Source organism: Cupriavidus sp. 207A1 (assembly GCF_057798955.1).
On record NZ_JBYOJO010000015.1, the window covers coordinates 42,749 to 64,949 of the forward strand.

The 22,201-nt window shown below is 67.5% G+C and carries 21 protein-coding genes; 12 read left to right on the plus strand and 9 right to left on the minus strand.

Annotated features, from left to right (window positions below; all coding sequences use genetic code 11):
• Position 1: 1 nt before the first annotated feature.
• From AC3FMM_RS24460 to AC3FMM_RS24475, 4 genes are all read left to right on the plus strand, one after another.
• Positions 2 to 1,423, plus strand: a complete 1,422-nt coding sequence (locus AC3FMM_RS24460; protein WP_116313065.1) for a DUF3426 domain-containing protein — start codon at positions 2 to 4, stop codon at positions 1,421 to 1,423.
• A 98-nt stretch (positions 1,424 to 1,521) separates the two neighbouring features.
• The gene (gene tpx / locus AC3FMM_RS24465) at positions 1,522 to 2,022 is read left to right on the plus strand and encodes a thiol peroxidase (RefSeq protein ID WP_115681133.1); all 501 of its coding nucleotides are present in this window, start codon (positions 1,522 to 1,524) and stop codon (positions 2,020 to 2,022) included.
• Positions 2,023 to 2,149: 127 nt separating this feature from the next.
• On the plus strand, positions 2,150 to 3,097 hold the full coding sequence (locus tag AC3FMM_RS24470; protein ID WP_115681134.1) for a carbohydrate kinase family protein: 948 nt from the start codon (positions 2,150 to 2,152) through the stop codon (positions 3,095 to 3,097).
• Positions 3,098 to 3,135: 38 nt separating this feature from the next.
• Entirely contained in the window at positions 3,136 to 3,612 is a 477-nt protein-coding gene (locus tag AC3FMM_RS24475; RefSeq protein WP_115710808.1) for an outer membrane lipoprotein, read from the plus strand.
• 256 nt (positions 3,613 to 3,868) lie between these two features.
• Here the strand turns inward: AC3FMM_RS24475 and AC3FMM_RS24480 are convergent, their stop codons facing one another.
• Entirely contained in the window at positions 3,869 to 4,435 is a 567-nt protein-coding gene (locus tag AC3FMM_RS24480; protein ID WP_488687598.1) for a histone H1-like DNA-binding protein, read from the minus strand.
• 1,517 nt (positions 4,436 to 5,952) lie between these two features.
• Here AC3FMM_RS24480 and AC3FMM_RS24485 point away from each other — a divergent pair.
• On the plus strand, positions 5,953 to 6,417 hold the full coding sequence (locus AC3FMM_RS24485; protein ID WP_115710814.1) for a DUF2147 domain-containing protein: 465 nt from the start codon (positions 5,953 to 5,955) through the stop codon (positions 6,415 to 6,417).
• Positions 6,418 to 6,541: 124 nt separating this feature from the next.
• Here the strand turns inward: AC3FMM_RS24485 and AC3FMM_RS24490 are convergent, their stop codons facing one another.
• Both AC3FMM_RS24490 and AC3FMM_RS24495 read right to left on the minus strand, forming a co-directional pair.
• A complete protein-coding gene (locus tag AC3FMM_RS24490; RefSeq protein WP_115710816.1) occupies positions 6,542 to 8,647 on the minus strand; it encodes a TonB-dependent receptor in 2,106 nt (701 codons plus the stop codon).
• 177 nt (positions 8,648 to 8,824) lie between these two features.
• Entirely contained in the window at positions 8,825 to 9,697 is an 873-nt protein-coding gene (locus AC3FMM_RS24495) for a LysR family transcriptional regulator (RefSeq protein WP_115710817.1), read from the minus strand.
• 132 nt (positions 9,698 to 9,829) lie between these two features.
• Between AC3FMM_RS24495 and AC3FMM_RS24500 the strand changes: the two genes are divergently transcribed.
• The 3 genes from AC3FMM_RS24500 (at position 9,830) to AC3FMM_RS24510 (ending at position 12,754) form a co-directional block, all read left to right on the plus strand.
• Entirely contained in the window at positions 9,830 to 10,222 is a 393-nt protein-coding gene (locus AC3FMM_RS24500; RefSeq protein WP_115681140.1) for a tautomerase family protein, read from the plus strand.
• 202 nt (positions 10,223 to 10,424) lie between these two features.
• Positions 10,425 to 11,816, plus strand: a complete 1,392-nt coding sequence (locus AC3FMM_RS24505; protein ID WP_116313066.1) for a GntP family permease — start codon at positions 10,425 to 10,427, stop codon at positions 11,814 to 11,816.
• Positions 11,817 to 11,920: 104 nt separating this feature from the next.
• On the plus strand, positions 11,921 to 12,754 hold the full coding sequence (locus AC3FMM_RS24510) for an aldo/keto reductase (RefSeq protein WP_116313067.1): 834 nt from the start codon (positions 11,921 to 11,923) through the stop codon (positions 12,752 to 12,754).
• A gap of 18 nt (positions 12,755 to 12,772) precedes the next feature.
• Here AC3FMM_RS24510 and AC3FMM_RS24515 read toward each other — a convergent pair whose 3' ends face one another.
• Complete coding sequence (locus tag AC3FMM_RS24515; protein ID WP_414248929.1) at positions 12,773 to 13,186, minus strand: hypothetical protein; 414 nt, start codon at positions 13,184 to 13,186, stop codon at positions 12,773 to 12,775.
• A 215-nt stretch (positions 13,187 to 13,401) separates the two neighbouring features.
• On the opposite strand from AC3FMM_RS24515, the gene AC3FMM_RS24520 reads away from it, so the two are divergent.
• Positions 13,402 to 13,980 carry a BPSL1445 family SYLF domain-containing lipoprotein gene (locus AC3FMM_RS24520; RefSeq protein WP_115710825.1) on the plus strand — a complete coding sequence of 193 codons (579 nt, stop codon included), beginning with the start codon at positions 13,402 to 13,404 and terminating at the stop codon, positions 13,978 to 13,980.
• Between the two features lie 108 nt (positions 13,981 to 14,088).
• On the plus strand, positions 14,089 to 14,988 hold the full coding sequence (locus tag AC3FMM_RS24525) for a recombination-associated protein RdgC (RefSeq protein ID WP_115681499.1): 900 nt from the start codon (positions 14,089 to 14,091) through the stop codon (positions 14,986 to 14,988).
• A gap of 61 nt (positions 14,989 to 15,049) precedes the next feature.
• On the opposite strand, the gene AC3FMM_RS24530 is transcribed toward AC3FMM_RS24525, so the two are convergent.
• Positions 15,050 to 15,493 (minus strand): thioesterase family protein, encoded by a 444-nt coding sequence (locus AC3FMM_RS24530; RefSeq protein WP_018006295.1) that lies wholly within the window; start codon positions 15,491 to 15,493, stop codon positions 15,050 to 15,052.
• A gap of 278 nt (positions 15,494 to 15,771) precedes the next feature.
• On the opposite strand from AC3FMM_RS24530, the gene AC3FMM_RS24535 reads away from it, so the two are divergent.
• Entirely contained in the window at positions 15,772 to 16,764 is a 993-nt protein-coding gene (locus AC3FMM_RS24535; protein ID WP_488687599.1) for a Bug family tripartite tricarboxylate transporter substrate binding protein, read from the plus strand.
• Positions 16,765 to 16,799: 35 nt separating this feature from the next.
• On the opposite strand, the gene AC3FMM_RS24540 is transcribed toward AC3FMM_RS24535, so the two are convergent.
• Positions 16,800 to 17,507, minus strand: a complete 708-nt coding sequence (locus tag AC3FMM_RS24540; RefSeq protein ID WP_414248931.1) for a FadR/GntR family transcriptional regulator — start codon at positions 17,505 to 17,507, stop codon at positions 16,800 to 16,802.
• A gap of 98 nt (positions 17,508 to 17,605) precedes the next feature.
• On the minus strand, positions 17,606 to 18,940 hold the full coding sequence (locus tag AC3FMM_RS24545; protein WP_115710830.1) for an MFS transporter: 1,335 nt from the start codon (positions 18,938 to 18,940) through the stop codon (positions 17,606 to 17,608).
• A gap of 303 nt (positions 18,941 to 19,243) precedes the next feature.
• Here AC3FMM_RS24545 and AC3FMM_RS24550 point away from each other — a divergent pair, with 303 nt between their 5' ends.
• Positions 19,244 to 19,780, plus strand: coding sequence for an ureidoglycolate lyase (locus tag AC3FMM_RS24550; protein ID WP_240987690.1), 537 nt, complete (start codon positions 19,244 to 19,246; stop codon positions 19,778 to 19,780).
• A 38-nt stretch (positions 19,781 to 19,818) separates the two neighbouring features.
• On the opposite strand, the gene AC3FMM_RS24555 is transcribed toward AC3FMM_RS24550, so the two are convergent.
• A complete protein-coding gene (locus AC3FMM_RS24555) occupies positions 19,819 to 20,340 on the minus strand; it encodes a helix-turn-helix transcriptional regulator (RefSeq protein WP_116313075.1) in 522 nt (173 codons plus the stop codon).
• Between the two features lie 215 nt (positions 20,341 to 20,555).
• Complete coding sequence (locus AC3FMM_RS24560) at positions 20,556 to 22,097, minus strand: methyl-accepting chemotaxis protein (protein ID WP_116313076.1); 1,542 nt, start codon at positions 22,095 to 22,097, stop codon at positions 20,556 to 20,558.
• Positions 22,098 to 22,201 lie beyond the last annotated feature (104 nt).

The window sequence follows — 22,201 nt, forward strand, 5'->3', positions numbered from 1 at the left end:
GATGGCCGCCGTCAAGCTAGTCACGCGCTGCCCGGCCTGCCGCACCGCCTTCCGGCTGGTCGCCGACCAGCTGCGGCTGCGCCAGGGGCTGGTGCGCTGCGGCCAGTGCGAAACGGTGTTCGACGCGCGCGAGCACCTGATCGAGATTCCGCTGCCAGCGGGCACCACTGCGGGCAGCGCCCCGGCACCGGCACAGAAACCGGCAGCGACCGCCGCACCTGCCCCCGCTGCAGCTGAATCCACCGCGCCGCCCGCCTCATCATCCGCGGCACCCGCGCCGACCCCGACTCCCGCTTTCACACCGACCATCGACCCCGGCTACGACGTGCCGGCGCTGGATGCGCCGACCATGCTGATGTCGTCGCCCGAGGACATCGCCGTGCCGCCGCAGGCCGGCATGGACGATGCCGAGATCGAGCGCGCGCTGCGCGAAGCCAACGCAGCCGTCGCCGACCGCGATGCGCGCGACGCGCAGCGAGAGGCTGCCAGCCCGGTGGCCGAAGCGGCCCCGGCACCGGCGGCACAGCCGCCCGCCCCGGCAGCCGCCTGGCCGGCGCTCGATCACGGCACGCTCGATAGCCCGGTCGAAAAACCCGCTGCGCCGGTCCCCGGCGCCATCCCGAGCGCGAGCGAATTCCTGCGCGCGGCATCGGCCGATCAGGCATCCGAGCCGGCGCCGTGGCCAGATCACACGCAACGCCCGGCCGACCAGGCTCCGGCCGCCACGCCGCCGAACGCATTGCCCGCCGTCGGCGAGCAGGACGAAGCGCGCTCCGCCGGCCCCGACACCCTTGCCAGCGTCACCGGCGGCGCGGTCGCGCGCGAGCAGGCGACGCGCCGCTGGGTCCGCGCCGAAGCACCGGCCGGCCCGGTGTTCGCCCCTGACTTCCTGCGGCACGCGCGCGAGCGCGAGCGTGAACGCCAGCCGCGCCGGCCCATTGCCGTGCCCGGCGCCGCGTGGCGCGTGGCAGCCGTGGTACTCGCCATCGCCGCGCTGCTGCAGCTTGCGTACCTGGGGCGCAGCCAGCTCGCCGGGCACTTTCCGATGCTGCGCCCGGCACTCGAGGCGGCATGCGCGCCGCTGGGCTGCACGGTGCCGCCGTGGCGCGACATCGATGCGCTGCGCATCGAGACCTCGCAGCTGCAGCGCCAGGATGAAGGCGGCGACACCTACCTGCTGGCCGTCACGCTGCGCAACCTGGGCCGCGCCAGCACCGCGCTGCCGGCGATCGAGCTGGTGATGACCGACCTGCAGGACCAGCTGCTGCTGCGACGGGTGCTGCAGCCCGCGGAATACCTGGAACCGTCGCAGCAGGCCTTTGCCGCGCAAGGGCTGCGCGCGGGCATGGAGCTGCCGGTTCGGGTACGATTCCGGACGCAGCAGGCGCCAGCCAACTATCGCGTGCTGATTTTTTATCCCTGAATTCCTGGCCCGCCGCCGGACCGAATCCGAGTCTTGCAGCGAGCCTTGCCCCCGCTCCGGACCGCAACCGGAAACCCATCAGATATCAAGGAGTAGACATGAGCAACGTCACCCTCGGCGGCAACGCCATCGAAGTCGCAGGCAAGTTCCCGCAAGCCGGCGACAAGGCCCCGGCCTTCTCGCTGGTCGGCAAGGACCTGAAGGACGTCACGCTGGCCGACTTCGCCGGCAAGCGCAAGGTGCTGAACATCGTCCCGAGCCTGGATACGCCGGTGTGCCAGGCGTCCGCGCGCAAGTTCAACGAAGCCGCCAGCGGCCTGGCCAACACCGTGGTGCTGACCATCTCCGCCGACCTGCCGTTCGCCATGGGCCGCTTCTGCAGCGCCGAAGGCCTGGCCAACGTGGTGCCGCTGTCGACCATGCGCGGCGCCGAGTTCAAGGGCAACTATGGCGTGGACATCAAGACCGGCCCGCTCGCCGGCGTGACCGCGCGCGCCGTGGTGGTGCTGGACGAGAACGACACCGTCAAGTACAGCCAGCTGGTGCCCGAGATCAAGTCCGAGCCCGACTACGACGCCGCCCTGGCCGCGCTGAAGTAACAGGCGGCGCGCCTGCGATGTCAGCGGCCGCCCGCGACCACGGGGCGGCCGCTTCTGTTTTCTGCGTTACTGCTTCTGCCCGCGAGGGCGCCGATCCACCGAAACCAACCCGACACCTGGAGAGAGCATGGCCAGCCTGATCTGCGGCTCCGTCGCCTACGACACCATCATGACGTTCGACGGACGCTTCCGCGAACACATCCTGCCGGACCAGATCCACATGCTGAACGTCTCGTTCCTGGTGCCCGGCATGCGCCGCGAGTTTGGCGGCTGCGCCGGCAACATCGCCTACACGCTCAAGATGCTGGGCGGCGATCCGGTGGTGATGGCCACCGTCGGCATCGACGCCGAACCCTATCTGGAATACCTGCGCAAGCTGGAGATCCCCACCGGCCACATCCGCGTGCTGCCGGAGACCTTCACCGCGCAGGCCATGATCACCACCGACCTGGACAACAACCAGATCACCGCCTTCCACCCTGGCGCAATGAGCCAGTCGCAGCTGAACCACGTCAAGGACGCGCTGGTCGGCGCGCAGGCACCGAGCCTCGGCATCGTTGCGCCCGACAGCCGCGAAGGGATGCTGCACCACGCGCGCCAGTTCGCCGAAGCCGGCGTGCCGTTCATCTTCGACCTGGGCCAGGCCATGCCGCTGTTCAATGGCGACGACCTGCGGGAGTTCGTTGAACTCGCCAGTTACGTAACCGTCAATGACTACGAGGCGCAGGTCCTGCTGTCGCGCACCGCGTGGACCAGCGCCGAGGTTGCCGCCAAGGTTCGTGCCTTCATCGTCACGCACGGCGAACGCGGCGCCAGCATCTTTGCCGATGGCCGCCAGTACGCGATCCCGGCCGTCGTGGCCGAGCGCATCGTCGATCCGACCGGCTGTGGCGACGCCTTCCGCGGCGGCCTGCTCTTCGGCATTGAAAACGGATTAGACTGGGAAACGACCGGCCGCCTCGCATCGCTGATGGGGTCGGTCAAGATCGCGCAGCAGGGTCCGCAGAACCACTGGTTGTCGCGCGACGAAATCGGCAACCGGTTCCAGTCTGCATTCGGGTACCGCTACGCCTGACCTGCGGCCGGCGCGTGGCGAATTTTTCGGGAACTGACATGAACAACACGCTACGCGGCGGCGCGCTTGCCGTCCTTGGGGCGGCCCTGGTTGCCACGCTGGCGGCCGGCTGCGCCACGCAATCCAATTCCAACAGCGTCTACGGCACCGGCCAGGCGCAGCGTGAGCAGACCGTGCGCTACGGCGTGGTCGAAGGCATCCGCGAGGTCACCATCCAGGGCGGCCAGACCGGCGCTGGCACGCTGGCCGGCGGCGCCATCGGCGGCATCGCGGCCGGCAGCACCATCGGCGGCGGCAACGGCGCGGTGGCGGCGGGCATTCTCGGTGCGGTGCTGGGCGGCATCGCCGGCAGCGCGGCCGAGAACAAGATCAACCAGCGCCGCGCGCTGGAGATCACCGTGCGCCTGGACAACGGCGAGATGCGCGCGATCACGCAGGAGGCCGACGAAGCCTTCCGCCCTGGCGAACGGGTGCGGCTGCTGTCCTCCGGCGGCGTGACCCGCGTCACGCACTGACGGCCGCGCAGGCCCTCACCCAAGGCGCACCCCGGGCGCCGTACCCGCAAGGGTGCGGCGCTTTTTCTTTGGCCGCTCTGGCGGACGTGGCCCGCGCGCGCCCATGAAAAAACCCGCCGGGCGGTTGCCATCGGCGGGTCGGCAAGACTCAGGTGTCTTGCGGACCGGATACGCGGTATCCGGTCATGCAGGCACGACTTGCGTGCCGTGGTGGTTCCTTGCGGAACAGCTAAGGTCCACGCCGTGGCGGCGCAGCTTACGGACGGTTGCCCGTCGGGAACGGCCAGGCAGCAGCCGGGTTCAGCGCGGTCTTGGCAGCCGAAGCGGGAGCAACGGCAGGGGCCGCGGCAGGCTTGGCGGCAGCCTTCTTGGCAGCCGGCTTCTTCGCAGCAGCCTTCTTGGCCGGCGCAGCCTTCTTGGCAGCGGCCTTCTTGGCGGGCGCCTTCTTGGCGGCTGCCTTCTTGGCCGGTGCTGCCTTCTTGGCGGCGACCTTCTTCACCGCGGCCTTCTTGGCCGGTGCCTTCTTGGCGGCTGCCTTCTTGGCCGGTGCTGCCTTCTTGGCGGCGACCTTCTTCACTGCGGCCTTCTTCACTGCGGCCTTCTTGGCCGGTGCTGCCTTCTTGGCGGCGGCCTTCTTGGCCGGTGCTGCCTTCTTGGCGGCGACCTTCTTCACCGCGGCCTTCTTGGCCGGTGCCTTCTTGGCGGCTGCCTTCTTGGCGGCCGGTGCAGCCTTCTTGGCGGCGACCTTCTTCACAGCAGCCTTCTTGGCGGCCGGCTTGGCGGCCTTCTTAGCCGCCGGCTTTTTCTTTGCAGCAGTTGCCATGGATAACTCCTTCACTAGAGAGTGAATATCGAATGACCTAAGTTGGCGACCCGACCGACCCGAGGCGCGCCACAGCAGCGCGGCCCCAGTCGAGCGAGCGATTCATCGGCGTGCGGCCCGACCACTGCTGCACGCTAATGAATTCGGTTGCGGGCACACCGCCCATGGCGGTGCCTTGGCGGCCGGCGCGAGCCCGCAAGCGGGTCTCGGGCACATGCCGCGCCCTGGAATATTCGATCAGCCCGCACCGCCCGTTGAGCCGGCGCGCGGCCAGAAATGAGGAGATATCGGACAGCAGGCCTGCGGTGCGGGCTTGGCCTCGCGCACGGCAGGCGGCATTCATTCGGTGGTAGCGGGTCCAACCCGTTAATGGACCAAGGGAGACTGCACGCGTTTTAAGAAGCCGGTCGGGCCTGGTCTGCGTCAAAGTTCTCGTGCTCCTCAGCTACTACCTTCGTCATTGCATCGAAGCGCGCATCGCGCTTTTCGGTTCCATCTTGCTTCCTGCTTCGCTGCAATGAAGTGAGACTCTTGTCAAGGCGAATCATAATTCGTTTGCACGATGATGTTAAGAAAAAAGTGCAAAAAAACTTGCCTGCATGCATCGCTCCAACTAGTTCTCACGCGCGTCGTCACGAAGACGTTGCCGACGACATCGAAACGCGTCGCGCGCATGCCGGTGTCGAGACCCACCACGCGCACTCGCGCACGCCGCGCGATGCCCCTTCACCGACGGCGCGCGCCGCAGCTTTTACACACCGTCGCGCGTAGCGATGACAAGCCGCGCAGCGTGCGCGCGACGACTGCGAACAGCGCTACCGAATGTCCTCGCGCTTTCCGAAAAGCCGCATGGACAAAGGCTTTGCGGGCGATGCACCAATGCGCGAGCGGCGCGCGTCGAGTTGTGCGGCGGCACGCTTCGACACGCGCGCGACACCATCACCGGCGCGCGCCCTGCATGCTTTACACACTCGGCCCGGTACGCACGCGCGACGCCGTGCTCGATGTTCGACGACACCGGCGTCGGCCACTGCGCGACACCATCGCCGAGCGCGCGAGAGAGTGATGCGTGCACGCAACGGTTTGCATCGACGCAACATCGAAAGGGCATCGCGAAGGCATCGCAAGGACAACGCGGCGTCATCGAAGCGTTGCGCTCGAGCCAAGACGCGACGACAGCGAAGCGTCGTGGCAACACTCCGGCAGTCGCTCCCGCGAGGTCGCGTCGTGCCGCTCGATCCGGGGCACGCGCGCCGCGCTTTGCGGATGCGTTCGCGCCGTCGCGCAGGACGCGGCGAGGTGGCGCGCGGTGCGTCGTACGTCCGCTTAGAGGATTGCTTCAGCGGCCGTGCGCAGGCGCGTTTTGCTGCGCCACAAAAACCCGCAAACGCCCGCTGCGTGCGGGCTGGCGGGAAACGGACAAGCGCCGCGGAAGGGCGCGCGCCGGTCCGCGCCGGATTGCGGCGCGGCGGCTGCGCCAGTAGATTGGCGTGGCTACGGACCTCAAAGGAGACATCATGCGCAGCCCTTCCCTCATCGCCTGCACCATGCGCGCCGCGGTGCTTGCCGCCACCCTGCTCGGCAGCGCCGCGGCGCTGGCGCAGGCCACGCCCACCGGCACGTGGAAGACCATCGACGACAACACCGGCAAGCCGCGCGGGCTGGTGGAGATCACCGAGAAGAACGGCGTCTACAGCGGACGCCTGCTCAAGAGCTTCGTCGACGGCGACGGCAAGCCGCGCGTCTGCGACAAGTGCACCGACGCGCGCAAGGACCAGCCCCTGATCGGCATGACCATCCTGTCCGGCCTGCGCAAGACCGGCGACAACGAGTGGAGCGGCGGCGAGATCCTCGATCCGGAAAACGGCAAGGTCTACAAGAGCAAGATGTCGCTCACCGAGGATGGCAACAAGCTCAACGTGCGCGGCTTCATCGGCATCAGCCTGATCGGACGCACCCAGACCTGGGAGCGCGAGCACTGAGCGCTGCCGGCACTCAGGGTTTCTCCGGGGCATGCCGTTGCCTGCCCCGCTGGTGAAGAAACAGCAGGCGAAAAAAAACCGGGCGGTGACGAACCGCCCGGTTTTTTGTCCCCGATGCTGCGCTTTACATGCGGTAGCGCAGGGTGGCCATGACGCTGCGCGGAGCGCCCGGCATGTTCAGGTTGGCGTTGGTGCCGTGCGCCGAGACGATGTAGCCCTTGTCGAACAGGTTGTACACGTTCAGCTGGGCCTCGAAGGCACCGCGGCGGTACCAGGCCATCGCGTCGGCGGTGACATAGCCGGGCAGGGTCACGGTGTTCTGCGGGTCGGCATAGCGCGCACCGACCAGGTTGGCGCCAAGGCCAACACCGAAGCCGTGGCCCAGGTCCTTGGTCACCCACAGGTTGCCGGAGTGGCGCGGCGTGATGGTGGCGCGCTTGCCTTGCAGCGCGGCGCTGGACTTGGTGATGGTGGCATCCAGATAGGCGTAGCCGGCCAGCATGCGCCAGCCGCTACCCAGCTCGGCCGCGCCGGAGAGCTCCACGCCGTCGGTGCGCTGCTCGCCGATCGGCAGCAGCGCCGTATTGGTGGCGTTGGCGACCTTGATATTGCTGCGCTCCAGGCGGAACAGCGAGATCGTGGTGCTGGCCTTGCCGTTCAGCCAATCGTATTTGGCGCCCACCTCGGTGTTGCTGGTGGTCTCCGGCGACAGGTCGGCATTGTTGGCCGCCAGCGCAAAGGCCTCGCCCGACGGCTGGAACGACTTGCTCCACGACACGTAGTACGACTGGGTCTTGCTCGGCTGCCACACCAGGCCGGCACGCGGGCTCCAGGCGGAGTCGCTGCGCGACAGGTCGCGCTGGCCGGCGATGCGGTTGCGGGTTTCCTGCTGGAAGTTGTCGTAGCGCACCCCGACCAGCGCCTTCCACTGCTCGCTGAAGGTGATCATGTCCTGGGTGTAGAACGCCAGCGTGTCGAAGATGCCCAGGTTCGAGGTGGTCGGGTTGCCCGGCGCCAGGCGCGGCAGTACCGGCAGCACCGGGTTGAACAGGTTGAAGGTGCCCGGCACCGGCTTGGTGTTGTTGACCTGGTCCTTGTTCTGCTGGCCGATCTCCATGCCGTACAGGATCTCGTGCTTGGTGCCGAGGATGGTCGCCTTCTGGATCAGGTCGGTCTGGTTGAACCAGCCATGTTCCTCGCGGCGGACATTGCCGTGGTTCATGGTCAGGGTCTGCGCCGCTTCGTTGACCGCGGCGGTCAGCGTGTTGTTGCGGTCCAGCGAGTAGTGGTAGTAGCGCGTGGCGTTGCGGATCGACCAGTTCTCATTGAAGCGATGGTTGATGGTGGCGGTGCCGGAGAACACACGCGACTGCGAGTAGTCGGCGTCGCGCGCATTGGCCGCGCCGTAGTAGCGCGAGGCGGGCACGTCCACCGGCCGCCCGCGGTACGCCGGGATGCCGAAGTCGGTGACGCGGCGGTCTTCCAGGTAGTCGGCCTGGAACAGCACGGTGGTCTCGGGCGCGACGCGCAGCTCCAGCGACGGCGCGATCGCCGCGCGGTCCAGGAACTGCTGCGAGCGGTAGCTGTTGGCCTTCTGCACCGCGCCGGTGACACGGAACGCCGCGGCGCCGTCCGCGAACACGCGGCCGACGTCAGCCTCGGCGCGGCGGTCGGCCCACATGCCGTAGCTGAGCGCGAAGTCGGTGACGTCGATGCCCGGCTTCTTGGTCACGCGGTTGATCAGGCCGCCGGAGGAGCCGCGACCGTACAGCACGGCTGCCGGACCCTTGATGACCTCGACCCGGTCGACGTTGGACATGTCGCGGAAGTACAGCGCATCGTCGCGGATGCCGTCGACGAACTGGTCGGCGATGGCGGTGAAGCCGCGGATCGAGACCTGGTCGCGCTGGCCGTCGCCGTGCGAGAACGACACGCCCGGCACGTTCTTCAGCGCGTCCTGCATCGAGGTGGCGTGCTGGTCGCGCATGACGTCGGCGGTGACCACGTTGACGGTTTGCGGCACGTCGCGCAGCGGGGCCTCGGTCTTGGTGGCGCTGACCGCGTTGGGCGGGTTGTAGCCCGCGCCCAGCTCACGGCTGACGTCCGCCTTGACGGTGACCTCCGGCAACTGCGCCGGTGTCGCCGGTGCGGATTGTGCCCACACCAGCATCGGTTGAAAAACGAAGCTCCCCGCCACCGCGGCACATATCGGGTGAAGTTTTATTCTCATGGCCTGTAATCGACTGTAATAACTTGAAAAAGCCGGCGAATTATCGATTACGGGATTGTCATGGTCAACGAGATTGCGAATTATTCCTATTCCCAATCCGGATATGTTGCTTTCAACACAACCGCACCCATTGGTGTCGCCCGATTTGTGATCTTTTTCTGACTTGGAGCGGCCCAGCTAGGCCAATTGTGCTGTCAGCGCCTCGCGCGCTTGCGCAATGAAGGCAGACTCGCCGCGCCGCGCTGGCAGCAGGAAGAACTCCGCTTCCGGCAGCCGCGGCAGCCCTAGCCGCGCGACGGTGACGGCGTCCAGCGGCGCCACGCCCGGCCCGATCGCCGACGCGTTCAGGCATGACAGGCCCAGTCCGGCCGCCAGCGCCAGGTGCAGCCCCGCCACACCGGAGGCGGAATGCGCGATCTCGAACGGCACCCGTTTGCGCAGCAGCCGCTGCACCACGTACTGGTGCAGCGAGCAGGTGTCGGGCAGCAGCACCAGCGGCAGCGTCGCGGGAAGCGTGTCGGCCTCGGCCGGCGCGGCCACCCAGGCGAGCGGCTCGCGCCGCAGCACCGTGCCGCGCGCGGCTGTTCCGCGCGTGCCGGGCAGCCGCATGCTCAGGCCGATATCGAAGGTGTCGCGCTCGGCGGCGGCATCGATCGCCGCGCTTTTCATCACCGTCACGTGCAGGCGCAGGTACGGATAGCGCTCGCGCAGCCGCCGCAGCATGCCGGCGATCTCGCCGGGGCGGAAATAGTCGGTCACCGCCAGGCGCAACTCGCCCTCCAGCGCGTGGCCGCGAAGCTCCTGCAAGGCCAGTTCGTTCAGGTCCAGGATGCGCCGCGCATGCGCCAGCAGCCGCTGCCCGGCAGGCGTCGGCTGCGCGCCGTGGCGGCCGCGTGTCAGCAGCGGCACGCCGGCGCGCTCTTCCAGCTTGCGCAGCTGCTCGCTGACCGACGACTGCGACAGGAACAGCCGGGGCGCCGCGGCCGACAGGCTGCCGCTGTCGGCAACCGTCACGAAGGTGCGCAACTGGTCGGTGTCGAATCCACGCATGGCAAGGCTCCTGGCAAGGTCGGATTGATTTCGGCATAGCCGATGGAAGGTATCGGTTATTCCCGCTTTTCCGATACTACACCACGCCCTACCATGGCTTCACCAACCCCGCTCAAACCCAAGGAGCCCGCCATGCCCCACATCGTCCTGCACCTGTCCGGCCAACCCGATGCCGACCTCACCCGCCGCAGCGCCAGGGCCATCGCCGACCTGACCGAGCGCGTGCTCGGCAAGCAGCGCGACGTGATCGCCGTGACGGTGCAGTACATCCCGCACGACAGCTGGATCATCGCCGACGCGCCGCTGTCCGAGCAGGGCCGCAATGCCTTCCACCTGGACATCAGCGTGACCGATGAAACCAACACCAAGGCAGAGAAGGCGCAGTTCATCGCGGCCGTGTTCGAGACCATGTCGGGCCTGCTCGGCAACCTGCATCCGGTCTCTTATGTCCACGTGATCGACGCCCGCGCCGCGGCCTATGGCTACGGCGGCCGCACGCAGGAGTATCGCCACCAGCACCGGTGAAGCGGGCCTTCTCCTTCCCTGCCGCCGACCGCCACCGCGCGGCCGCGGCGAGCCTCAAAGGTTTCGCCGCCGGCCAAGCTGTGGCACAGTCGCCGGCTGATCCCTTTTCCTGACGCACAGAAAGAGACAACGCGCCACAAGCGCAGGCCCCGCCGCGGCACCGGACCGCACCTCAGGAGAAGGCAACCCTGAAGGAGATCCGATGTCGTTCCTGATCGTACTGGCAGCCCTTGCCTTCCTGATGTTCGCCGCGTACCGCGGCTACAGCGTGATCCTGTTCGCACCGATCGCCGCGCTGGCGGCGGTGCTGCTGACCGACCCGTCGGCGGTGGCGCCGGTGTTCACCGGCATCTTCATGGAGAAGATGGTCGGCTTCGTGAAGCTGTATTTCCCCGTGTTCTTATTAGGCGCCGTGTTCGGCAAGGTGGTCGAACTGTCGGGCTTTTCCGAGTCCATCGTCGCTGCGGCGATCCGCTATATCGGACGAACGCGCGCCAATGCGGTGATCGTCACGGTGTGCGCGCTGCTGACCTACGGCGGCGTTTCGCTGTTCGTGGTGGTGTTCGCGGTCTACCCGTTCGCCGCCGAGCTGTATCGCCAGAGCAACATCCCCAAGCGGCTGATGCCGGGCGCGATCGCACTGGGCGCGTTCTCGTTCACCATGGATTCGCTGCCGGGCACCCCGCAGATCCAGAACATCATCCCCACCAATTTCTTCAACACCACCTCGTGGGCCGCGCCGGCGTTGGGCGTCGCCGGCTCGCTGTTTATCCTGCTGGTGGGCCTGAGCTATCTGGAATGGCGCCGCCGCGCCGCCGCTGCGCGCGGCGAGGGCTATGGCAGCAACCTGCGCAACGAGCCCGAACGCAGCCAGGCCGGCAAGCTGCCGCACCCGCTGCTGGCACTGCTGCCGCTGGTGGTGGTGGGTGTGGCCAACTTCTGGCTGACGCGGATGATTCCGCTGTGGTACGGCGAATCCAACAGCGTGACGCTGCCTGGCCTGGCCAGGCCGGTAGAAACCAAGATCGCCAGCGTCACCGCGATCTGGGCAGTGGAAGGCGCGCTGCTGCTGGGCATCGCCGTGGTGCTGGTCACCGCCTTCGGCGCCCTGCGCGAGCGCTTTGCCGAGGGTACCAAGGGCGCGGTCGGCGGCGCGCTTCTGGCGTCGATGAACACCGCGTCGGAATACGGTTTCGGCGGCGTCATCGCCGCGCTGCCGGGCTTCCTGGTGGTCAGCGACGCGCTGCGCGCCATCCCCAACCCGCTGGTCAATGCCGCGGTCTCGGTCAGCACGCTGGCCGGCATCACCGGCTCGGCCTCGGGCGGCATGAGCATTGCGCTGGCGGCGATGTCGCAGAGCTTCATCGCGGGCGCGCAGGCCATGCAGATTCCGCTGGAAGTGCTGCACCGCGTGGTGTCGATGGCCAGCGGCGGCATGGATACCCTGCCGCACAACGGCGCCGTGATCACGCTGCTGGCCGTGACCGGCCTGACCCACCGCGAGTCCTACCGCGATATCTTCGCGGTCACGCTGATCAAGACCGGCGCGGTGTTCTTCGTCATCGCGCTGTATTTTCTGACCGGACTGGTTTGAAGCATTCCCGGCGCGGGCGGGTTGTACATTGCCGGTGTTGTTTGTTAACTAGTGTGGTTGGGTGCCGCCGGGCGCCCGACCCCGGCCAACCTGGAAGCCAAGCGATGAAGCAAGTCACCCTGCCCGACGGCGAGCGCGTCCCGGCGCTCGGCATGGGCACATGGAATATGGGCGAATCGCCCGCGGCGCGCGCCGAGGAGATCGCCACGCTGCGCCTGGGGCTGGACCTGGGCCTGCGCCTGATCGATACCGCCGAGATGTACGGCGAAGGCCAGTCCGAGGACATGATCGGCGAGGCCATCGCCGGCCGGCGCGACCAGGCCTTCCTGGTCAGCAAGGTCTACCCCTTCAACGCCAGCCGGCGCGGCACCGTGCAGGCCTGCGAGCGCAGCCTGAAGCGGCTGCGCACCGACCGCATCGACCTCTACCTGCTGCACTGGCGCGGCGGCGTGCCGCTGGAAGAGACGGTGCAGGCCATGGAGGCCCTGCAGCGCGACGGCAAGATCCGCCACTGGGGCGTCAGCAACCTGGACCTGTCCGATATGCAGGAATTGTGGGACGCGCCGGGCGGCAGCCGGCTGGCCACCAACCAGCTGCTGTACAACCTGGGGCGGCGCGGCATCGAGTGGGACCTGCTGCCCTGGCTGCGCCAGCGCGGCGTGCCGGTGATGGCCTACTCTCCCATCGAGCAGTCGCGCCTGCTGGCGCATCCCGGGCTGAAGCGCTTCGCGCGCGACCACGGCATGACCGCGGCACAGGCGGCGCTGAGCTGGCTGCTGGCGCAGGACGGCGTCATCGCCATCCCCAAGACCAGCCGGCGCGAGCGCCTGCAGGAAAACCTGGAGGCCCTGTCGAAGACGCTGTCGCCTGCGCAGCTGGCCGAGATCGACCGCATCTTCCCGCCGCCCGACGGCCCGACGCCGCTGGAAATGCTCTGAGCCGGCGACGGTCCCGGGTCAGTTCTGGCGGGCCAGGTAGCGCTCGCGCTCGACGTAGCGCACCAGGTATTGGCGCGCCTTGTCGCGGGTGTCGCTGGTCACGCGCGCCGCCGCCTGGCGCGCGCTGCTCTTGCCATGCGACGACGACATCTGTGAGTCGAGATAGCTGCGGAACGACTGGTGCATCGCGTCCAGTTCCGGCTGGCACGCCGACAGCGCCAGGTCGGCCACGTCCTTGGACTGGCCCCTGGCCGACAGGTTGTCGTTGGCCTTCTTCTGCGTGCAATCCATGTATTTGGCGCGCAGCGCCTGCCATTCGCTGCCGGTATCGGCCGCCGGGGCCGATGCCGCCGCGTCAGTGGAAGCCCCCGGAGGCTGGGAGGCGCAGGCGGCCAGCAGAAGCAAGGGCAAGGCAGTGAGAAGTTTCTTCATGACTCATCAAGATCCGGTGACGGCGCAGCGGCGGTCACATGGCAACCATAAGCCAGCCATGGGACGTATCGGGCGCAAGGCCCATTATTCTTGCCGCGAACGGTCGTCCTGCACCACCTTCGTCACAAATGGAAACGACTCGTTGGCCTGAATCATTTGCCCGGGTGATTTCGGCGCCTATGCTTCAAAGACGACAACAACACCAAGGAGACGAGATGAAACGTCGAACCTTCCTTTCGGCCAGCGCGGGTCTGGCCCTCGGCACGCTGGCCACCGGCGCGTGCACCACCACCAAGCCCGACGCACCCACCGACAAGGCTGCGCGCCGGCGTGAACTGGATTCGGGCTCGGACGCCACGCTGTCGCGCCTGTACAGCTCGGTCAACGGCGCGCGCGAACTGGGCAGCCGCGCACGCGGCATCCTGGTGTTCCCGAAGACCCTGTCGGCTGGCTTTATCGTCGGCGGCGAGTATGGCGACGGCACGCTGCGCTCCGGCGGCGGCACGCGCGGCTATTACCGGCTGGTCTCGGGCTCGGTCGGCTGGCAGATCGGTGCGCAGTCCAAGGCCGTGATCCTGATGTTCATGACGCAGGACGCCTACGACAAGTTCGTGCGCAGCAGCGGCTGGACCGCGGGCGTGGATGCCACCGTCGCGCTGGCCACGATTGGCGCAAACGGCGTGCTCGATACCAATACCGCCCAGCAGCCCATCGTCGGCTTCGTGCTGACCAATGCCGGCCTGATGGCTGGGCTGAGTTTCGAGGGCAGCAAGATCACCAAGCTCGACCTGTAGCAGCGCTTTCCGGTGGTCGCCGCGCGGCCGGCCGGTCGCGCGGCGCCTGGCATTTTTCGCGGCAGCGCGCCGCGGGCGTTAGAATTCGTCCCTTTGGCCGAATTCCCCATGTGGTTCAAGAATCTGCAGGTCCATCGTTTCTCCGCCCCGTGGTCGCCCAGCGCCGACGAGGTCGAAGCCAGCCTGGCAAAGCACGCCTTCTTTCCCGGCACCAGCCTCGAGATGCAGACGCAGGGCTGGGCCTCGCCGCGTGACAACGGCCAGCTGGTCCACACCGTCGGCCGCCAGATGCTGCTGACGCTGCGCACCGAAAAGAAGCTGCTGCCCACCACCGTGGTCAACCAGGTCACGCGCGCCCGCGCCGCCGAGATCGAAGAGCAGCAAGGCTACAAGCCGGGCCGCAAGCAAATGAAGGAACTGAAGGAGCAGGTCACCGAAGAGCTGCTGCCGCGCGCCTTCAGCATCCGCCGCGACACGCGCGTGTGGATCGATCCTGACAACGGCTGGCTTGCCATCGATGCCGCCGCCGCGGCCAAGGCCGATGAAGTGCGCGGCATGCTGTTCAAGGCGCTGGACCCGCTGCCGCTGATCAACCTGCACGTCAACCAGTCGCCGGTGGCCGCCATGACCGAATGGCTGGCCGGCGATGCGGCGCCCGCCGGCTTTACCGTCGACCAGGAAATCGAGCTGCAGTCCGGGGCCGAGAGCAAGGCCACGGTCCGCTACGTGCGCCACCCGCTCGACCCCGAAGACCTGCGCCGCCATATCGCCGCCGGCAAGCGCTGCACGCGCCTGGCGATGACCTGGAACGACCGCGTCTCGTTCGTGCTGACCGACGGACTGGTGGTCAAGAAGCTGGCGCCGCTCGACGTGATCAAGGAACAGGCCGACGGCACCGCGCACGACGAAGACGAGCGCTTCGACGCGGACTTCACCATGATGGCGGGCGAGCTGTCGGGCCTGCTGGTCGACCTGACCGAGGCGCTGGGCGGCGAGCGCAAGGCCTGAGCCGGCACCCTCGCCATCACGTGGCGCGGTCAGCGATTAGCGGACCGCGCCACGCCCGCGGTTATTCCACCCAGTTCACCTTCGGGAAGCGCCCGGCGAATCCCGCCGGCATCGCCACCACGCGTTTGGCCACATAGTCGAAGAAGACAAAGCCCGACTTGGCCATCGCGATCAGCGCGCCATCGGCGGGCCGCGTGATGCGGAAGATGATGTCGCCGCCGTACTTGTTGAAGTCCATCACGCCCACCTCGAACAGCAGCTGGTCGCGCGCATGGGCCTCGTTGCGGTACATCGTCGCCAGGTCGGTGACGATGATGCCGACGCCTTCCTCGCGCACATCCTCGCTGCCGAATTCGAACAGGAACCGCGCCCGCGCCTCCGAAATCATTGAGATCATCGAATCATTGGCAAGGTGGTTGGCCGAATTGATGTCCGTCACACGCACAGTGAGGTGCGTGGCGTAGCAAAGCTGGTCGGCAGGCAGGTCGAGTTTGAGGCGGGCCATGAGGGTTCAAGCAAGAAATGGATCAAGCGCCGCACAGACCGGACTGACTGAACGCGCCGGCAGCGGCGGCGCCATCATAAGCGATGCCGCGGTTCGGATTGCAGCCCGGCTGCCTGCCCCTGCGCACACCCGATCCGGGTAAGTACTCCCCACCGTTTTCGTCCATCCCGCCGATGCCGCGACACATCGCGGCCTCGTACGCTGCGCGTTGCCGTGGCCATGGCGCACAGAGCCCAGGGCCGCATGCCGACACGACGTCAACCACTGGAGGAAACACCATGCAAGCCGACCGCCGCAAGGCCCTGCACTGGCTGGGAGCCGGATCCCTGGCCGCCGCCGCTACAACCCTGGGAATCGGCCCGGCCCGCGCCCAGCAGGCCTGGCCGGCGCGCCCGGTGCGGCTGGTGGTGCCCTACCCGCCCGGCGGCGCCACCGACGTGCTGGCGCGCGCGCTGGGCGACCCTTTGGGCAAGCTGTGGCAGCGCCCGGTGATCGTCGAGAACCGGCCCGGCGTGGGCGGCATGATCGGCGCCGACGTGGTCGCCAAGGCGCAGCCGGACGGCTACACGCTGCTGCTGGGCCTGCCCAGCCTGGTCCAAACCCCTTATATGGTGGCCAAGCCGCCGTTCGACCCGCTGCGCGACCTGACCGCCATCGGCCAGCTGTGCACCTCCAGCCTGGTGCTGACCGCCAGCGCCGCCATGCCGCGCACGCTGCCGCAGATGGTGGCCCTGGCCAAGTCCCAGCCGGACAAGTTGTCCTATGGCACCTATGGCATCGGCACCGGCGCCCACCTCTACATGCAGGTGTTCCTGAAGAATGCCGGCGCCGAGCTGGTCCACGTGCCGTACAAGGGCGAAGCGCCGATCGCCACCGACCTGATCGGCGGCCAGATCTCGCTGGGGACGCTGTCACCGATGACGGTGCGCCAGCATGCGCGCACCGGCAAGCTGCAGCCGCTGGCGGTGACCGGCAACACCCGCGCCCCGATGTTGCCCGACGTGCCCACCTTCCAGGAACTCGGCTACAAGGGCCTGGACGGCCCGGCGTGGCTGGGCCTGTTCACCACCGCCGGCACTCCGCAGTCCATCATCGACAAGATCTCGGCCGACGTGGAAACGGTGATGGCCGCGCCCGACATCCGCCAGCGGCTGGGCGATCTGGGCCTGATCGTCAAGACCACGCAGCCGGCGGCCTTCGCGGCGACGACGCGTGCCGACCAGGCGTATTGGGGCAATGTGATCAAGGAAAACAATATTCGGCTGGATTGAGGCGTGGCGCGACCGGCGTCCGTTCGCGCCGGAGCTCACTCATCCTTTTCGTCGCCGGTAGGGAAATGCACGCCGGCCCGGCGTGCCGCCAGCATGATGTGGCGCTCCATCGCGCGCTGTGCCTGCTCCGGCTGGCGCGCGGCCAGCGCCTCGATGATGGCGCTGTGCTCGACGAAGGTGGCGTTGCGCGCGCCGCGCCGGTAGTACGGCAGGCGCTGGCTCTCGCGCATTACCTCGGCGCTTTCGCGCAGGATCTCGCGGATGACCTGGTTGCCCGACACCGTGACGATCAGCGTGTGGAACTCATAATCCAGCTGCGACGCCTCGTCATAGGCATCGGCTTCGATCGCCCGCTGCATCGTGGCCGCGTTCTGGCGCAGCTGCTCGATCTCGGCGGCGGAGATGGCCAGTGCGGCCAGCCGCGCGGTCAGGCCTTCCAGCGCAAAGCGCAGCTGGTAGATATCGATCAGCGAATGCGTGGCGGCAAAGCGCCACGGCGGCGCGGCGGCGGCGCTGTCGCCGGCGGCGGTCACATAGACGCCCTTGCCCGGGCGCGACACCACCACGCCCATCCCCTGCAAGGTAGAGATCGCCTCGCGCAATGACGCGCGGCTGATGCCGACCTTCGCCGCCAGTTCCCGCTGCGCCGGCAGCAGCGTGCCCGCGGGGAACGTGCCGTCGCGCACCCATTGCTGGATAAGGCTGACGGCCTGGTTGGCGACGGAGGCGGAAGATCCTGTCATACGTGCGGGGAAAACCAGTAAGGGGACGCTTAACGGAAAGCCAGAGCGCAGGGCCGGCTGCCGGAAATTCTAGCCGACAATCCGGCCCGCCCCGCCCCTTACTTGTTGACCAGCCTGGCAGGCACCGAGTACGTCAGCAGCGCGCCGCACAGCAGCACCGCCGCCAGCACGAACATCGCAGCATCGGTGCTCTGGGTGGCATCCTTGATCAGCCCGATCATGTACGGGCTGATAAAGCCGGCCAGGTTGGCGAACGAGTTGATCAGCGCAATGCCCGCCGCCGCGCCGACGCCCGACAGGATCGAGGTGGGCAGGCTCCAGAACAGCGGCGACGTGGCCAGGCTGCCGCCGGCTGCCAGCGCCAGCGCGGCGAGCGACAGCGCGGTGTTGTGGCTGAACACGGCGCTCAGCACCAGGCCCGTGGCGGCGCAGCAGAACGGCACGATCAGGTGCCAGCGGCGTTCGCGCATGCGGTCGGAGCTGCGGCTGACCAGGATCATCGAACACACCGCCACGCCGAAAGGGATCGCGGTGAGCAAGCCCACATCCAGCACGCTTTTCACGCCGGTCTGCTTGATCAGCGTGGGCAGCCAGAAGGTCAGCCCGTACTGGCCCATCACCGTGCAGAAGCAGATCATCGTCATTTTCAGCACGCGCGGATCCGTCACCACGTGGCGCAGCGACATGTGGGCGCTCTTGTGCGCATTCTCCGCGGCGATATTGCGCTCCAGCAGCGCCTTCTCGTCCGCCGTCAGCCAGCGCGCGGACTGGATGTTGTTGTCCAGGTACCAGAGCACCGCCACGCCCACCAGCAGCGACGGCACCGCCTCGATCACGAACATCCACTGCCAGCCGCGCAGGCCGTTGACGCCGTGCATGGCTTCCATCACCCAACCCGACAGCGGCCCGCCAAAAATGCCCGAGATCGGGATCGCGGCCATGAACAGCGCCACCATGCGCGCACGCCGGTGCGACGGGAACCAGTAGGTCAGGTACAGGATCATGCCCGGATAGAAGCCGGCCTCGGCCGCGCCCAGCAGGAAGCGCAGCACGTAGAACTGCGTGCTGGTCTGCACGAACATCATCGCCGCCGAGATCAGGCTCCACAGGATCATGATGCGCGAGATCGTGGCCTTGGCGCCGATGCGGTGCATCAGCAGGTTGCTGGGCACCTCGAAGAAGAAATAGCCGATAAAGAACAAGCCCGCGCCCAGGCCGTAGACCGCCTCGCTGAACTGCAGGTCGGCCAGCATGTTGAGCTTGGCAAAGCCCACGTTGACCCGATCCAGGTAGGCCACCACGTAGCACAGCATCAGGAACGGCAGCAGCCGCCAGGCCACCTTGCGGTACACCGCGTCCTCCCTGGCCTGGGCGTGCGGCTGCGGCGCGGCTATGCCATCCGGCCCGGCATGCGCGGTTTCAGTCGGAATCATGGAAGTCTCCCTTGGTTGTTCGAGTCTCGACGCAATGCGGTCGCAGCCGGTTTTATCGTCATACCGGTCTGACCAGTTGATGCCGAATGGTAGGGAGTCACCTCGCCGGTGTCAAGGCGATGTCACGTGGGGAAAGCCCTCAGCGGCATGAGATCGGCCAATGGGAGGCCGCCCGGCGCTTGTGCTTCGCTATGACTTGCTGCAGAATCCGGTTCAACTGGTCTGACCAGTAGAGCCATTCACGGAATCGCTCGCGCGGCGTTCAACTGCTTGCCGGTGATTCTCAGATCTGGAGACTTATTGATGGAAACCACGCTTGCGCGCATGGCGGGCGCCCGCATGCGCCTGCACCCGCAGCCGCTGACCGCAGCCGCCTTTGCGCCCTTTGGCGACGTCATCGAGACCCGTCCTGCAGGCGATCCCGGCGCCTTTCCGATCAACGGCGGCATGGTCACGCGCCACCATGACCTGGCCACGGTCGAGCTCGGCGGCGGCCGTGCCCTGATCAACCTGTTCGAGGCCAGCCCCTACGCCTTTCCGATGGAGATCGCCATGCTGGAGCGCCATCCACTCGGCAGCCAGGCGTTCATTCCGCTTTCGGAGCGCCCTTTCCTGATCGTGGTCGCGCCGCCCGGGGACACGCTCGAAGCCGACTCCGTCAGCGCGTTCATCACCAATGGCAAGCAAGGCGTCAATTACCGCGCCGGTGTCTGGCACCACATGCTGCTGGCCATGGACGCGCCCTCATGCTTTGCCGTGGTCGACCGCGGCGGCGATGGCAACAACTGTGAAGAGCGCTGGCTGGCGCAGCCGCTGCTGCTTGAACTGCCAGGCGCCTGACAACGCGAAGGCATGGCGCGGTACTGCCCCGCGCTGGCTCATGCGACCAGCTTGCGCAGCCGTCGCTCCATCGCCGGGACGATGTTTCCGGCGCTCCTGGCCAGATTGACCTGCATCGCGGCCGCAGCGACGTCCCTGAGCGAGGGCTCGATCTCGTATCCCTTGCCGCTCATCCACAAGAGCACTTCCCACAAATGCCAGAGGGAACTTGCGCCTTCGTGCACCGGCGGGGGAAAGGAGGCCGGGCGGCCGAGCATCAGCTTGCGCATGTTCTGGCGCGACATGCCGAGGGTGTCGGCAATGTCCGTCAGGCCAACGAGGTCCGGTGCCGCTTCGATCAGCGTGGCGGACGGCATCGCGCGCCTGGCATTGGTAAGCGCGCTGACAATGGCGTCGGCCGCTGATTCCGCTTCCCGGTCGAACGTGAGCGCAATCCGCCCGACCACGCCGGTACCGACGGTCGCATCGTCGCACCCGGCTTCATCGAGGCGTTCGACCAGCGTGTCGGGATCGCTGTCATCCGCCGACAACTGGTATCTCAAGGTGAACGCGTATTCCATGGCGGTGGTGTCTCCTTCAGCTCGACCGACATCACGACTTCGTGCCGATGCAAGCAGTTGACTAGCAGGCCAACAAGGCTAGTCGCACCATAAAGGTTGTCAAATGACAACTTTTTCCATGAGGCGTTCGTGGCCAGAAAGACGGTGGTAGTTCCGCGCGCACAACAACGACGACGTTCAGACCTGCGGTAGCGGAACGGGCATCGCCCCTTCGCTTACGCCACCGCCACCCCACCCAACCTGAACACCGCCACCGCCTCGCGCAGCGCGCGCGCCTGTTCCGCCATCGACTGCGTCGCCGCCGAAGCCTGCTCGACCAGCGCGGCGTTCTGCTGCGTGACCTCGTCGAGCTGGCCGACCGCCTGATTGACCTGCTCGATGCCGTGGCGCTGCTCGCCCGACGCCGCCGCGATCTCGTTGACGATGCGCGAGACCTGCGCCATCGCCGCCGTCATCTCTTCGATCGTGCCGCCGGCGTTGCCGACCAGTGCGTGGCCGGCCGCGACGCGATCGACCGCCACGTCGATCAGCGCCTTGATTTCGCGCGAGGCCACCGCGCTGCGCTGCGCGAGCGTGCGCACCTCGTTGGCGACCACGGCAAAGCCGCGCCCCTGCTCGCCGGCGCGCGCCGCTTCGACGGCCGCGTTCAGCGCCAGCAGGTTGGTCTGGAAGGCGATGCCTTCGATCACGCCGACGATATCGCCCACCTTGGCCGAGCGCTCCGCGATCTCCTGCATGGTGGCGACGACAGCGCCCATCACATCGGCGCTGCGCCCCGCGATATCGCGAGCCAGCGCGGTCTGCTGCGAGACCTGTTCGATGTTCTCGGCATTGGCGCGAACGGTCAGCGTCAGTTCATCCATGCTCGCGGCGGTCTCCTCCAGCGAAGCCGCCTGCTGCTCGGTGCGCGCCGACAGATCGAAGTTGCCGTTGGCAATCTGCGCGCTGGCCGCCGCTACGCCCTCGGCGTTGCGACGCACCAGTCCGACCACATCGGACAAGCTGTGCTGCATCTCTTGCAGCGCCTGCATCAGCGCGGCGATCTCGTCCTTGCCGCGCGTATCGATGCGGCTCGACAGGTCGCCCCTGGCAACGGTCTGGGCCACGTTCAGCGCACGGGACAGCGGACGCGTCAGGGCACGGCTGAACACCATCGCGCCTGCCAGCCCGCAGACGAACGCGGCAAACATCAGCGCATAGCTCAGCGTGGCGGCACGGCTCGCCTTGGCTGCCGTCTGCGCGGACACGGCCGCGGCGTCGGACGCGATCAGTCGCGCAGCTTCCTGCAGCAGCCGCGCCGGTTCGCGGTCCACGCCAGCCACGACGCGGTCACCTGCAGCCGGTTCGAAACCAGCCGCCTTGAAGGACTCGAAGCCGCGCCGATAGCCCTCGCCCATCGCGGCGTGCGCGCTGGCGAACTGCGCGACCAGCTCCATCGATTTGCCGTCGGGCAGACGCCTGGCCAGCACCGCGCCACGCTCGCGGATCGCCGCCTCGCGCGCGCCGAAGGCGGCCCAGTGCTTGTCGAGCCGGGCCGCGTCGCTGCCGCGCAGGATCGTGTTCTTCCACTCCTGGATCTGCTCCTTGAAATCCACCAGCATCGCCGTGACCAGCCGTTCTTCCTCGACCCTTTCGAGCACCACATGGTTGTAGTCGTCAATCGATCGGTTCAGGGTGCTCAGGCCATACAGCGCGCCGGCGAACATGACGATAAGCGCCGCCGCGAAGGCGAGCGGAAGTTTGACTGCGATCTTCATTACGGATTTCCGATGGGCATGGGGACGCCCCAGCGCAGGCGCTGGTTTGGCATGGCTCTTATCGGCAGGGAGATCCGTAAGTTGAGTCGGAAGTCGGAGTGAAG

Bases quoted from the DNA above. Each gene is read 5' to 3' on its own strand.
- AC3FMM_RS24510 (WP_116313067.1), top strand. From the start codon at position 11,921: ATGAAGCAAGTCACCCTGCCCGACGGCGAGCGCGTCCCGGCGCTCGGC.
- AC3FMM_RS24505 (WP_116313066.1), top strand. From the start codon at position 10,425: ATGTCGTTCCTGATCGTACTGGCAGCCCTTGCCTTCCTGATGTTCGCC.
- AC3FMM_RS24480 (WP_488687598.1), bottom strand. From the start codon at position 4,435: ATGGCAACTGCTGCAAAGAAAAAGCCGGCGGCTAAGAAGGCCGCCAAG.
- AC3FMM_RS24515 (WP_414248929.1), bottom strand. From the start codon at position 13,186: ATGAAGAAACTTCTCACTGCCTTGCCCTTGCTTCTGCTGGCCGCCTGC.
- AC3FMM_RS24540 (WP_414248931.1), bottom strand. From the start codon at position 17,507: ATGACAGGATCTTCCGCCTCCGTCGCCAACCAGGCCGTCAGCCTTATC.
- AC3FMM_RS24530 (WP_018006295.1), bottom strand. From the start codon at position 15,493: ATGGCCCGCCTCAAACTCGACCTGCCTGCCGACCAGCTTTGCTACGCC.
- AC3FMM_RS24550 (WP_240987690.1), top strand. From the start codon at position 19,244: ATGGAAACCACGCTTGCGCGCATGGCGGGCGCCCGCATGCGCCTGCAC.
- AC3FMM_RS24500 (WP_115681140.1), top strand. From the start codon at position 9,830: ATGCCCCACATCGTCCTGCACCTGTCCGGCCAACCCGATGCCGACCTC.
- AC3FMM_RS24555 (WP_116313075.1), bottom strand. From the start codon at position 20,340: ATGGAATACGCGTTCACCTTGAGATACCAGTTGTCGGCGGATGACAGC.
- AC3FMM_RS24475 (WP_115710808.1), top strand. From the start codon at position 3,136: ATGAACAACACGCTACGCGGCGGCGCGCTTGCCGTCCTTGGGGCGGCC.
- AC3FMM_RS24470 (WP_115681134.1), top strand. From the start codon at position 2,150: ATGGCCAGCCTGATCTGCGGCTCCGTCGCCTACGACACCATCATGACG.
- AC3FMM_RS24490 (WP_115710816.1), bottom strand. From the start codon at position 8,647: ATGAGAATAAAACTTCACCCGATATGTGCCGCGGTGGCGGGGAGCTTC.
- AC3FMM_RS24535 (WP_488687599.1), top strand. From the start codon at position 15,772: ATGCAAGCCGACCGCCGCAAGGCCCTGCACTGGCTGGGAGCCGGATCC.
- tpx (WP_115681133.1), top strand. From the start codon at position 1,522: ATGAGCAACGTCACCCTCGGCGGCAACGCCATCGAAGTCGCAGGCAAG.
- AC3FMM_RS24485 (WP_115710814.1), top strand. From the start codon at position 5,953: ATGCGCAGCCCTTCCCTCATCGCCTGCACCATGCGCGCCGCGGTGCTT.
- AC3FMM_RS24520 (WP_115710825.1), top strand. From the start codon at position 13,402: ATGAAACGTCGAACCTTCCTTTCGGCCAGCGCGGGTCTGGCCCTCGGC.
- AC3FMM_RS24495 (WP_115710817.1), bottom strand. From the start codon at position 9,697: ATGCGTGGATTCGACACCGACCAGTTGCGCACCTTCGTGACGGTTGCC.
- AC3FMM_RS24560 (WP_116313076.1), bottom strand. From the start codon at position 22,097: ATGAAGATCGCAGTCAAACTTCCGCTCGCCTTCGCGGCGGCGCTTATC.
- AC3FMM_RS24545 (WP_115710830.1), bottom strand. From the start codon at position 18,940: ATGATTCCGACTGAAACCGCGCATGCCGGGCCGGATGGCATAGCCGCG.
- AC3FMM_RS24460 (WP_116313065.1), top strand. From the start codon at position 2: ATGGCCGCCGTCAAGCTAGTCACGCGCTGCCCGGCCTGCCGCACCGCC.
- AC3FMM_RS24525 (WP_115681499.1), top strand. From the start codon at position 14,089: ATGTGGTTCAAGAATCTGCAGGTCCATCGTTTCTCCGCCCCGTGGTCG.